This is a genomic window from Bradyrhizobium sp. 195 (genome assembly GCF_023101665.1).
GTDB lineage: Bacteria > Pseudomonadota > Alphaproteobacteria > Rhizobiales > Xanthobacteraceae > Bradyrhizobium.
This window is the reverse complement of record NZ_CP082161.1, coordinates 7,858,063-7,869,998: the sequence shown is the minus strand read 5'-3', so window position 1 is coordinate 7,869,998 and position 11,936 is coordinate 7,858,063. Positions and strand designations below refer to the sequence as shown.

Genomic DNA, 11,936 nt, shown 5'->3' with positions numbered 1-11,936 from the left:
ATATGCGCGTGACGCGCGCAGATCCCACACCGACTACAGCTGTCATGCTCCGCGAAGGCGGGGCATCCAGTACGCCGCGGCTTCTCGATTGAAGACGACCGCCTCTGGAATACTGGATTCCCCGCCTTCGCGGGGAACGACAGCGGAGATTGGGACAGCCTTCCCCGATTCAACTGTCAAACAGCCGACATGGCATCGCGATCCCGCGGCGCACCGCGCCCGGGGTGTTGCTTCGCTCACGCCCCTTGAATTCGGAAGGGCGCAGGGAAGGCCGGGTACCGGCTGGCACCCGCGAGCCCCTGTGCAATGATGCGTAGATAGACGCTCACAGGGGAGACACAGGTGCAGCCCGATAACCGGCCTTCCCTGCGCAGTGGTTTGACGGCTTATGTCGAGCTCTCCCCGGGGAGCGATGCACTATTGCCCCCGTCGCCATGCAGATCGCTGATGCGCGCACCCGGTCGGGCCGCTCCATCACCGCAAGACTTGACGCACAGACCCCGGGCGTCAGGACCACACGATTTTGCCGTACCCGTGCAGCGCTGTCGTGCCGCGCCCGCGGATCGCTCACGGGGAGACCCCGCCCTGCGATGCGCTTGGGCGCCAACACCGCCCGCGTCCACCGCACCCCACGAACCGTGACGATCGCGACCCGCCCCTTCCGGAGGGATGAGATGGCAAGGGAGTATAGGGTGTGTCGCTATTCGGGTAAAGAGAATTATCCTTATCCGAAGGATCGAATTCGGCCAATGGGGTGGGTGTGCGACGGGTTACCGATCGCGATGAATCATGCGGAGGCTACCTTGGTTCCGCAGAGTACATGGTCGGCGTCATGAAGAGCGCATCTTCCAGAGGCGGAGCGATCTCGAACATTTGGGGTCGGTTGCGAAAGTGAAAGACGCGCCGGACTCGATATCTGTCGCTTCTCTCTGCAGCGACGTCGACTTCCCGCTTGGTGAGCCAAAATGGCGTGCGTTCGTGCCCGCATGTCGTCTTGATTTCCAATAGCCGTTCTTGGTCATCGGGTTCAAAGGAGCGAACGTCGTACCCGGGCCGCGGTGAGCATCCTCTGCTGGCACGGACCATGACGTTGTCAGACTTGCTATGTCGAGGAAAGCGCGGCGTCGCCGCCTACTTCACCGCCCCAAAGCGGCTGTCGAACGAGTTCGACTGCATCACCGGCGCGGCTCCCATGATCTGCGTGGCTTCACCGGCACCGTCCGACACCGAGGGCTTCAGCGCCGGACGCGTCGCGGCGAGGCGCGTGTCGGGCTTTGCCGGCTCGGCGGGCTTGGCGGCCACGGCCGGCTTCGGCGCATCCTTCGCCGCATCCTTCGACTTGTCGTGCCCCGGCACAAATCTCGTCACGGCGGCCTTGAGCCGCGACGCGGCGGTCGGCGGCGTCGGGGCGGTCTGGGCCGGCGCCACGGAGGCGGTGGCTTGCGGCGGCGGGGTGGTGGCCGTGGTGTCGGATGAGCCCATGCCCATCTTGCGGCCGAGATTCGAGAAGAAGCCGGATTTCTCGGCCGGAGCTGCCGTGGCGACGCGGGTGTTGGTTGCGGGCGCGCTGACGGCGACCACCGGCTCTTCCTGCGGCGCGGGTGCGGACGCCACCGCGTCGAGATTCGGCTTGGGCGGATTGACGTGGCCGGGGATCGTGCCCGGCGCCTTCGCCATTGCCAGCATCTGCAGCGTGTTGCCCTCGGCGCCCTCGGACAGGCCGGTCGAGCCTTCCGGAATCTTCGCGGCGAAGATCTTGTTCATGCCGCCGTCGATGCCGGTGTTCATGCGCGCCACCGGCGTGCCCTTGGCGACGAGCTTGGCGTATTCGGCCTCGTCCTTAGTTTGCTTCCCCCGCACGGCGGCGACGACGTCCTCGGGGATCACATAGGCCGGACACTTTGCCGAGGCGTCGAACACCGGATCGCGCTTCGCATCGGGCGCGCGGGTCGCATCGAAGACGTACTTCTTCTCGCAGAAATCGACCTTCGGCTCCTGCCGCGTCACCTCGAAATGATCATAGCCTTCCTTGATCATCTTCCAGAACGGCATGTTCGGGTTGTTCCGGTGCTTGGCCATGTTCACCGGCGTCATCTTGAACGGATAGGCCTGCAGCTGGAACGCCTTCTGTCCGCCGAAGAAGGATTCGCGCCCGAGCGAATAGATCTCCGCGATCTGCTCGTCCGTCATCGCGTAGCAGCCGCGCGAGGAGCAGTCGCCATGCACCATCAGCTGCGAGCCGGTGCGGCCCAAAGCCTTGTCGAAGGCGTTCGGATAGCCGGTGTTGAAGGAGAGGTAATAGGCCGATTGCGGATTCATCTGGCCAGGGTTGATCGAGTAGAATCCTTCCGGCGCCTGGCGGTCGCCTTCGCGCACTTTGGGGCCGAGGTCGCCCGACCAACGGCAGATCGGATAGGTCTTGAGCAGCGCGAACTGGCCGTTGCGGGCCTGCTTCCAGACCTCGAGCTCGGCCTCCTGCTTGAACAGGCGGACCAGGATCGGCGACTGCAGATCCATATCCTTCTCGACCATCGCGGCGAGAAGCTTTGGCGGCACCGGCTGGTTGGCCTTGGCATTGGTCGCGAGCGAGACCTGGTCGGTGTCGCAGCCGGCCAGCAGAACGCCAGCCGTCATCAGCGCAACCGAAGCCAAAAGCGCGCGAGCAAGCGAACGAGAAATCAAGATGGACCCCACACCGTGCCGGGCTACGAAGCGCGAACCCCAATTCTTATGGAGCATGATCCGACCGGAGAACCGGACCCGTCGTGACGGGCTTTTTCAGCTCACGCCCCAGCGCTTGTGCCCTGAAGCCATTGATTAAAATTCTAACCTCTGGGTCATGTGGTCGCAACCCGAGCGGGGATCACGAGCCCGTTGGCCCATCGGCATGGTCAACGAAGACTGAATGGACGCGACTTGGGACGGAACTTGGGCTTTTCGGCCCCGGAGAGACTCAGATCGCCGATTTGGGCAAAAAAAGGGTTAACGCGGGGTTACCGGGGGTATCGCGTAGGGTGGGCAAAGGCGCGAAGCGCCGTGCCCACGACCTGCGTGTGATCGGTGAGAATCCGTAGGCACGTCGCGCAAGAGCGCGCCTTTGCCCACCCTACGGCCCTACGGCACCGAAATCGGGTCGATTCAGCCCAGTTTCCGGCCGATATCGAGGAATTTCTGCCGCCGCTGCTTGCGGATGGCGTCGCCGTCGAGGCCGCGCATCTCGTCAAAGGCCTTGGCGATGGCGTCGCCGGTGGTGGCGATCATGGCGGCGGGGTCGCGGTGGGCGCCGCCGACCGGCTCCTTCAGGATGCTGTCGATCACGCCGAAGCGGAGCATGTCCTGAGCGGTGATCTTCATGTTGTTGGCGGCTTCCTGCGCCTTGGAGCCGTCGCGCCAGAGGATGGAGGAGGCGGCTTCCGGCGAGATCACGCTGTAGATGGCGTGCTCCAGCATCAGGACCTTGTTGGCGGTGGTGATGGCGATTGCGCCGCCCGACATACCCTCGCCGGTGATGATGGCGACGTTCGGCACGGTCAGCGCCATGCAAGCATCGGTCGAGCGCGCGATCGCCTCGGCCTGGCCCCGCTCCTCGGCGCCGATGCCGGGATAGGCGCCGGCGGAATCGGCCAGCGACAGCACCGGCAGGCCGAACCGCTCGGCCATCTCCATCAGCCGCACGCATTTGCGATAGCCTTCGGGCCGCGCCATGCCGAAATTGTGCCGGATGCGGCTCTCGGTGGAATCGCCCTTTTCCTGGCCCATCACGCAGATCGGCTCGCCGCGGAAGCGGCCGAAGCCGGCCACCAGCGCCTCGTCCTCGCCGAACTTGCGGTCGCCAGCGAGCGGGGTGAATTCGGTGATCAGGCCCTTGATGAAGTCGTTGAAATGCGGCCGCTGCGGATGCCGCGCCACCAGCGTCTTCTGCCACGGCGTCAGGTTCGTATAGAGGTCGGCCAGCGCCTGCGCCGCCTTGTCCTCGATCCGCCCGATCTCGTCTGAGATGTCGGTGCCGGAGGCCGCGAGCGTCCTGAGCTCGTCGACCTTGGAGTCGAGCTCGGCGACGGGCTTTTCGAAGTCGAGATAGCTGCGCATCTGGTCTTGCATCAACTCAATATAGGGAGGACGGGGCGAGGCGGCGAAGCGGATTTAGATGTGCAAAGAGAAGTGTAGCTTCTTCAAGGGGTTGGCCTGTGTGCTGCGAGCCAGCCCGCCAAATCATGCGAAAGGCCACGGCTCTTTCTGCGGAGATGTGGCCGAAGTCAAGGCGGTTTTGGCCGTTGCCGTCGTCCCCGCCCCGCTCTCGTGTCCCGGACGCGCTGCAGCGCTCTATAGCGCTGCTGCGCAGAGCCGGGACCCAGCAAGCGGCATGGGCCCCGGCTCTGCGGCGCACCGTTACCGGACGATGCTTCGCATCGCCGGAAACGCTGCACCGCGTCCGGGGCACGAGACCTGTTCACTTCTCCGCCAGCGGATGCAGGTCGCGCACCAGGCTCTTCAGCCGTTCCTCGACCACATGGGTGTAGATCTGCGTCGTGGAAATATCGGTGTGGCCGAGCAGGGTCTGCACGATACGCAAATCGGCACCATTGTGCAGGAGATGACTGGCAAAGGCGTGGCGCAGCACGTGCGGGGAGACCAGCCGGGCCTGCAGGCCCGAGACGACCGCGAGCTCCTTGAGGTCGCGGGCAAAATGCTGCCGCGTCAGATGTCCGCTCTCGCCGAACGAGGGGAATAGCCATTTCGAGGCGGAGAGGGCGCTCTTCTTGTCGCCCTTGTTGTCAGTCTTGTTGCCGGTCTTGGCAGCCTCCGTCGCCGCGAGATAATCCGCCATCGCCTGCCGCGAGGCCTCGTTGAGCGGCACCAGCCGTTCCTTGTTGCCCTTGCCGCGCACCACGATCATGCGGGCGTCGCGCTTGGCCGCCGAGCGCGGCAGCGCCACCAGCTCGGAGACGCGCAGGCCCGTGGCGTAGAGCACTTCGAGCAGGCAGTAGAGCCGCAAGCTCCGCAGCCGCTTTGCGGGCGAGGCATCTTGCGCCTCGCTCAATTCCTTGGCGCGGCGGAGCATGCGGTCGACATCGGCGATCGACAGCACCTTCGGCAGGCCGCGGCCGCGCTTGGGGCCGGACAGGATCGCGGCGGGATCCTCGCTGCGGATGCGCTCGTTGAGGAGAAAGCGATAGAGATGCCGCATCGCCGACAGGCGGCGGGCGACGCTGGTGGATTTGAAGCCGCGGCTGTCGAGATCGGCGAGATAGTCGCGCAGTGTTTGCGTCTCCGCGTCCACGAAACTGTGGCCGACGCGGCCCAGAAATTCCGAGAAATCGGTGAGGTCGCGGCGGTAGGCGTCGAGCGTGTTGGGCCCGGCGCCCTGTTCCGCCGCGAGCATGTCGAGGAACAGGCCGGTGAGCTTGCTATCGGAGGGGGAGGTAGCCATGCCCTTCAGCCTAGCTCCTATTTCTTGAGAAACTCACCAGCGATATCGAGCGGTCGGCGCGGAGCCGAACGCCTCATCGAAGCTCTAGGACATTTGGCTGATCGCCGTGGCCTGCGACCAGACCACCATCCACTGCCCGTCGCGACGTTCGTAAGTGTCGGTGTGCCAATAGTCCGCTGGGGCAACCCGGTGACCACCAAACACGATCTCGAGCCTGGCGCGATAACGTATCACGGCGTGATCGCTCTGCTGGCGAACGGCGATCGCTCCGGGTTCCCACATGAGGTATTTGATCTGCCCACTCTGGATCGCGCCCAGATATTCGGTCTTGGACAGCGGCATGCCGATCGGCGTGATGAGCTGGAACTCCGGCGCGTGAAGCTGTCCCGCCGCGTCCATGTCGCTGTCGACAAGGGCGCGAAGCCGAGCCCGCTCGGTGGTGCGGATCTGCTCGGCTTGTGGTGAGTCTGTCTCGGTCGCGTGTGCGGTCATTGGTCGGTTCTCCGATTCTGCAAGAGTAAGCGAGGTCAGCCGGCCTGCGGCACGGCGATCAGGCGAAAATCGATCAGGCTCTGTGCGCTGGCGCGGATGCAGTCTTCGTCAGGACGCGGGCTCCAGTTCAGCACGCGACGCGCCTTCGCGGCACTGACGCTGAGGTCGCGATCGAGCTCGTGGACGATCATGCGCGAACGCCCGCTGAACGGCGCCATTGCCCGCACCATCCAGTTCGGCACGTCGCCGCAAGGCAGATGAGCCGCGTAGGCCGGGAAAGATTTCGCCAGCACGGCGGCCAATTCCCGCAGCCAGAAGAAGCCTCCACCAACGATGAAGCGCTCTCCGGAGGCCTCCGGGCTGGTCATTGCACGGATGTGCGCGTCAGCGACATCGCGCACATCGACGACCGCAAAGCCGAAGCGCGGCACACGTTTCAACCTGCCGCTCATCATCTGCTGGATCAGTCCGACCGAGGTGCCGCATTGCCGGCCGAGCAGCGGGCCGAAGATCATGCCGGGGTTGATGACGGCCAGATCGAGTCCGCTCTTGCTGGCAAACTTCCAGGCGGCCTGCTCGGCCAGTGTCTTCGACCTGTAGTACGGCGTCGCCCGCGCGCTGGTCGGATCAGTCCAGTTGCTTTCGGTGAACGGGGCTTGGCCATCTCCGTGATTGGTGGCGGCGATCGAGGATGTCAGGACGACGCGTGCCACACCGGCGTCATGGGCCGCGCGCAGCACCCGCAGCGCGCCGTCTTTGGCGGTCCTGATCAATTCATTTGCATCGTTCGGCAGCCCTGCCGGAAACGGCGAGGCGGTATGAATGACATAGCGACAGCCCTTCAGCGCCTCATCCCATCCGCCGTCGGAGCAGAGATCAGCGCGCGCAAAATTGAGAGCGTCGGCCGCGGCGAGCGCCGGCGCGCCAAGCTGGCTCCGGATGCGGTCGCAGGCGGCCAGGTCGCGGACGGTTCCGCGCACGCGATAGCCGCGCGCCAGCAACTGCCTGGCGATATGTCCGCCGAGAAATCCGCCGATACCCGTCACGAGAACCGTGGCTGCCGGAGCGTCAACTTGGGAATGCATGTTATTTCAAGCCTTTAGGTCGGGGGGCGCAGGTGTTTAGACAATTGGACCGCTATTGTCTAATCTGTATTTGACGTATTGGACAAAGATCGTCAAGTTGTCTCTATGAAAGACAGCGACCACAAAGCCGGGGCTATTCTCGACGCGGCACTGCCGGTGTTCGTCCGCCACGGCTTTCGCAAGACGTCGATGGGCGACATCGCGCGCGCGGCGGGCATCTCGCGTGCGGCGCTCTATTTGAGCTTTGGCAGCAAGGAGGAGTTGTTTCGGGCGGGATCGGAGCGCGCGCACGCCAAGACGATGCGAGACGTCGAGGTCGCCCTCGCCGGTCACGGCGACGTTTTCGACCGGATCGAGTTCGCGATTGCGGCGTTCCAGCGCGATCTGGTCGTGCCGTTCGCCGGCAGCGCAGATGCGGCGGAGTTGTTCGATACCAACATGGCGGTGGCCAGGGACGTCACGCTGGCCGCTCGCGCTCGGTTGGTGGCGCTGCTTGCGCGCGCACTCGCCGATGCGCAAGCAACGGGTGCGATCACACTGGATAGTGTGAAGGCCACGCCGACGGACCTCGCCGGCATCATCGTCGCGGCGATGGAAGGCATCAAGGAGGCGCAGACCGCAGGTCAGAATCTACTTGAAGATACGCGGCTGTTCTTGCGCCTGCTACGTCAATCCCTGACCCGGAATTCGCAGGCCGGCTGACGCCTGCAGCCAACGGCTATTTCTTGAGAAACTTATCCGGCGGGATCGTCACGGTCATTTCCCGCGGCTTCGGATTGACGAAGTTCGCCAGCGTGAAGACCACGCCATAGACGATGCCGGCGATCACGGCGACGGCCGTCAGGAAGCGGAACAGGCTGGGCATCGTTCTGGGGTCTCTATAGGGGCTTGGCGGGCAAATTAACCAATGAAATCATCCAACATGTTCGCCGTTTCGTGGCAAGAGTCCACTGGCGAGGCCCCCTGCGGGGTCGTATAGGTGGCCAAAGCATGCCGCCTTTGGCGGCAGATCGAGCGAGATCCATCCGAGCGAGACAATGTCCGACGCCGCGTTGCCGATACCAGCTTCGTCCGATGCCGACATCCTGTCGGCGCTGGGCGCGCGCTCGATCGTGCTCGTCGGTATGATGGGGGTGGGTAAATCCACCATCGGCCGTCGCATGGCTCTCAGGCTCAAGCTGCCGTTCGTCGATGCCGACACCGAGATCGAGACGTCGGCCCAGATGACCATCCCGGAGATCTTCGAGCGCCACGGCGAATTGTATTTCCGTGACGGCGAGGCGCGGGTGATCGCGCGGCTGCTCGACGGCGGGCCGGTGGTGCTGGCGACCGGCGGCGGCGCCTTCATGCGCGAGGAGACGCGTGCGCGCATCGCGGCAAAGGCGGTGTCGATCTGGCTCAGGGCGGACCATGACGTCATCATGCGCCGCGTGCGCCGCCGCGCCGACCGCCCGCTGCTCCAGACCGCCGATCCCGAAGGAACCGTGACGCGCCTGCTCACCGAGCGCGAGCCGGTCTACAGTCGTGCCGACCTCACCATCGCCTCGCGCGACGTGCCGCACGACAGGATCGTCGAGGAGTGCATCGAGGCGCTGCGCGCACATCTTTGCGGCGATCAGGCCGCTCAACCACCTGCCGACGTTGCGAGTGCCATACGATGACTGCGCCGTTGAAACATTCCGATCCCGTCAATGTCGAGGTCGCGCTGGGGGATCGCGCCTATGACATCGTCATCGGCCGCGGCGTGATGGCCTCGCTCGGCGAGCGCGTGGCGCGTTTGCGTCCCGGCGTGCGCACCGCGATCGTGACGGATCGCAACGTTGCAAAGCACTGGCTCGAGCCCGCCGAGGCCTCGCTCGCGGCGAGCGGCATCCCGACCTCGCGCATCGTCGTCGAGGAAGGCGAGATCTCCAAGACCTATGCCGGCCTGGAAAAGGTCAGCGAAGCCCTGATCGCCGCGAAAGTCGAGCGCAACGATCTCGTCATCGCGCTCGGCGGCGGCGTGGTCGGCGATCTCGCCGGCTTTGCCGCCGCGATCCTGCGCCGCGGGGTCGATTTCGTTCAGGTACCGACCTCGCTGCTGGCGCAGGTCGATTCCAGCGTCGGCGGCAAGACCGGCATCAACTCGCCGCAGGGCAAGAACCTGCTCGGCGCCTTCCACCAGCCGGTGCTGGTCATCGCCGACACCGCCGTGCTCGACACGCTGTCGCCGCGCCAGTTCCGCGCCGGCTATGCCGAGGTCGCCAAATACGGCGTGCTCGGCGACGAGGCCTTCTTCAGCTGGCTGGAGAAGAACCATTCCGACATCTTCAAGGGCGGCTCGGCGCGCGAGCACGCGATCGCGACCTCCTGCCGCGCCAAGGCCGGCGTCGTCTCGCGCGACGAGCGCGAGACCGGCGAGCGCGCGCTGCTCAATCTCGGCCACACTTTCGGTCATGCGCTGGAGGCGGCGACCGGCTTCTCCGACCGCCTGTTCCATGGCGAGGGCGTCGCGATCGGCATGACGCTGGCGGCGCAGTTCTCGGCAAAGCTCGGCATGATCGGCGAGGCCGATGCGGCACGCGTCGAGCGGCATCTGATCGACGCCGGCCTGCCGACACGGTTACAGGACATCGCGGGTTTCGCGCAGGAAGGGCTTGCCGATGCCGACGCGCTGATGGCGCTGATGGCGCAGGACAAGAAGGTCAAGCGCGGCAAGCTCACCTTCATCCTGCTGGAAGCCGTCGGGCGCGCGGTGATCGCGAAGGATGTCGAGCCGGCCCCGGTGCGCGATTTCCTGAAGGCGAAGTTATCACAGTGATGGCAGGACCGTTTGGCACGGCCGCCCGCGAAGCGGCGCGCAATGCCGAGGCGGTCACGAGGCAAACATGAGTTCGATCTCGATCAATCTGCTGCTTGCCGCCCTCCTGCTCGCTGCCAACGCGTTTTATGTCGCGGCGGAATTCGCGCTCGTGAAGAGCCGTGGGTTTCGCGTCAAGGCCATGGTCGAGCAGAACCGCTTCGGCGCACGCCTGCTGCAGACCATGATGGGGAATATCGAATCCTATCTTGCCTGCTGCCAGCTCGGCATCACCATGGCCTCCCTTGGCCTTGGCTGGATCGGTGAGCCCACCGTGTCTGCGCTGCTGAGCCCGGTCCTCCGTCCGCTCGGATTGTCGGAGGCCACGCTGCACTTCACCTCGTTCATGGCGGGCTTTTTGGTGTTCTCCTCGCTGCACATCGTCATCGGCGAACAGGTGCCGAAGACGCTTGCGATCCGGGAGCCGATGCCGGTGTCGCAATGGATTGCGTATCCACTTCACGTTTCCTACCTGGTGTTCTATCCGCTGAGCTGGTGTCTCAACACCGCCTCGGGTGCGATCTTGCGTCTGATCGGGGTCCAGGAGTTTTCGCAGCACGAAATCCTGACGGATTCCGAGATCGAAGGCCTGGTCGAGGAATCGGCCGTGCACGGCAAGATCGAGAGCGGCGAGGCCGAGTACATTCACAATGTCTTCCGCCTCGGCGAGCTGACGGTGTCCGACGTGATGGTTCACCGCACCGCCATGGTGATGATCAATGCGGATCTGCCGCCCGAGGAGCTGGTGCGGGAGGTGCTGGCCACCGAATACACCCGCATTCCGCTGTGGCGCGACAAGTCGGAGAACATCATCGGCATTCTGCACGCCAAGGATCTGCTGCGGGCGATCCGCGCATCGGAAGGCGATACCTCGCGCATCGACGTCACCACCATCATGCTGCCGCCCTGGTTCGTGCCGGAAATGCGGCCGATATCCCAGCAGCTCAAGGCGTTCCGCCGCCGCAAGACCCATTTCGCCCTCGTCGTCGACGAGTACGGCGAGGTTGAAGGCCTGGTGACGCTGGAAGACATTCTGGAGGAGATCGTCGGCGATATCTCCGACGAGCATGACGTGGTCGTCGCCGGCGTGCGCCGCCAGCCGGACGGCTCGGTCGTGGTCGACGGCTCGGTGCCGATCCGCGACCTCAACCGCGTCATGGACTGGCATCTGCCCGACGAGGAGGCAACGACGGTCGCCGGCCTCGTCATCCACGAGGCGCGCTCGATCCCCGACCGCGGCCAGAGCTTCACCTTCCACGGCTTCCGTTTCCGCGTCCTGCGCCGCGAGCGCAACCGCATCACCGCGCTCCGTATTTCACCGGTGCCGCGCGATGCGGAGCTGGAAGAGGCCAAGCCGAGGCGGGCGGGGACGTCGTTCTGATTCTTACCCTCCCCTGGAGGGGGAGGGTCGATCGCGCGAAGCGCGAGCGGGGTGGGGTGATCTCTCAACACGGGCAGTGTTCGTTGTGGAGAGACCTCCACCCCACCCCGCTACGCATTTCGCTTCGCTCATGCCTAGCGACCCTCCCCTGGAGGGCAGGGCAATCGCATATGGTGTGCAGGATGCGGCGGCATTGGCAGTCGGCTCCCTCTCCCGCTTGCGGGGGAGGGCTGGGGTGGGGGCTGTCTCCGCATTGGGATTGTTGAGAATTGCGGAGGATGTCCCCGAGTGGTGAGAACCCTCACCCGCCGCGCTCTGCGAGCGCGTCGGCCTCTCCCGCAAGCGGGAGAGGCGGAGCAAGCCCGCGGTCCTCGTGAAATCCATATGCGATAGCCCTGCCCTCCAGGGGAGGGTAAGAAGTTTCAACCTTCCCCCGGCGCCTGCGCCTGGATCGCCAGCGCGTGCACGCCGCCGGCAAGTTCCGCGGCCAGCGCCGAATTTATCATGCGATGGCGGTCGACCCGGCTCTTCCCTTTGAAGGCGGCAGACACGATATACACACGGAAGTGCGTCTCGCCGCCGGTCCGATGGCCGGCGTGGCCCTCGTGCAGATGTGACTCGTCGACGACATCGAGGCTTTCGGGCGTGAAAGCTTCCTGCAACTTGTTGCTGATAGTGTCTCTCATAGCCATGTGTGTGCCATTAAGG

The 11,936-nt window shown here is 64.9% G+C and carries 12 protein-coding genes; 4 read left to right on the top strand and 8 right to left on the bottom strand.

The window, feature by feature from the left end; genetic code table 11:
• Positions 1-798: 798 nt before the first annotated feature.
• From IVB26_RS36695 to IVB26_RS36670, 6 genes are all read right to left on the bottom strand, one after another.
• The gene (locus IVB26_RS36695; protein WP_247969738.1) at positions 799-1,086 is read right to left on the bottom strand and encodes a protein NO VEIN domain-containing protein; all 288 of its coding nucleotides are present in this window, start codon (positions 1,084-1,086) and stop codon (positions 799-801) included.
• A 45-nt stretch (positions 1,087-1,131) separates the two neighbouring features.
• Entirely contained in the window at positions 1,132-2,634 is a 1,503-nt protein-coding gene (locus IVB26_RS36690; RefSeq protein WP_247969737.1) for a L,D-transpeptidase family protein, read from the bottom strand.
• 504 nt (positions 2,635-3,138) lie between these two features.
• A complete protein-coding gene (locus IVB26_RS36685; RefSeq protein ID WP_247969736.1) occupies positions 3,139-4,101 on the bottom strand; it encodes an acetyl-CoA carboxylase carboxyltransferase subunit alpha in 963 nt (320 codons plus the stop codon).
• Between the two features lie 349 nt (positions 4,102-4,450).
• Entirely contained in the window at positions 4,451-5,431 is a 981-nt protein-coding gene (gene xerD / locus IVB26_RS36680) for a site-specific tyrosine recombinase XerD (RefSeq protein WP_247969735.1), read from the bottom strand.
• An 84-nt stretch (positions 5,432-5,515) separates the two neighbouring features.
• Positions 5,516-5,923 (bottom strand): nuclear transport factor 2 family protein, encoded by a 408-nt coding sequence (locus IVB26_RS36675; protein ID WP_247969734.1) that lies wholly within the window; start codon positions 5,921-5,923, stop codon positions 5,516-5,518.
• A 35-nt stretch (positions 5,924-5,958) separates the two neighbouring features.
• Positions 5,959-7,008 (bottom strand): SDR family oxidoreductase, encoded by a 1,050-nt coding sequence (locus IVB26_RS36670; RefSeq protein WP_247969733.1) that lies wholly within the window; start codon positions 7,006-7,008, stop codon positions 5,959-5,961.
• A 105-nt stretch (positions 7,009-7,113) separates the two neighbouring features.
• On the opposite strand from IVB26_RS36670, the gene IVB26_RS36665 reads away from it, so the two are divergent.
• A complete protein-coding gene (locus IVB26_RS36665; protein WP_247969732.1) occupies positions 7,114-7,710 on the top strand; it encodes a TetR/AcrR family transcriptional regulator in 597 nt (198 codons plus the stop codon).
• Positions 7,711-7,726: 16 nt separating this feature from the next.
• On the opposite strand, the gene IVB26_RS36660 is transcribed toward IVB26_RS36665, so the two are convergent.
• The gene (locus IVB26_RS36660; RefSeq protein WP_247969731.1) at positions 7,727-7,873 is read right to left on the bottom strand and encodes a histidine kinase; all 147 of its coding nucleotides are present in this window, start codon (positions 7,871-7,873) and stop codon (positions 7,727-7,729) included.
• 172 nt (positions 7,874-8,045) lie between these two features.
• Here IVB26_RS36660 and IVB26_RS36655 point away from each other — a divergent pair, with 172 nt between their 5' ends.
• The 3 genes from IVB26_RS36655 to IVB26_RS36645 all read left to right on the top strand — a co-directional run bounded on the left by IVB26_RS36655 (position 8,046) and on the right by IVB26_RS36645 (position 11,228).
• Positions 8,046-8,669 (top strand): shikimate kinase, encoded by a 624-nt coding sequence (locus tag IVB26_RS36655; protein WP_247969730.1) that lies wholly within the window; start codon positions 8,046-8,048, stop codon positions 8,667-8,669.
• Positions 8,666-9,808 (top strand): 3-dehydroquinate synthase, encoded by a 1,143-nt coding sequence (aroB, locus tag IVB26_RS36650; RefSeq protein ID WP_247969729.1) that lies wholly within the window; start codon positions 8,666-8,668, stop codon positions 9,806-9,808. Before IVB26_RS36655 ends, aroB begins: the two co-directional genes overlap by 4 nt.
• Before the next feature lie 67 nt (positions 9,809-9,875).
• Positions 9,876-11,228 carry a hemolysin family protein gene (locus IVB26_RS36645; RefSeq protein WP_247969728.1) on the top strand — a complete coding sequence of 451 codons (1,353 nt, stop codon included), beginning with the start codon at positions 9,876-9,878 and terminating at the stop codon, positions 11,226-11,228.
• Positions 11,229-11,650: 422 nt separating this feature from the next.
• Here the strand turns inward: IVB26_RS36645 and IVB26_RS36640 are convergent, their stop codons facing one another.
• Complete coding sequence (locus IVB26_RS36640; protein WP_247969727.1) at positions 11,651-11,920, bottom strand: BolA family protein; 270 nt, start codon at positions 11,918-11,920, stop codon at positions 11,651-11,653.
• Positions 11,921-11,936 lie beyond the last annotated feature (16 nt).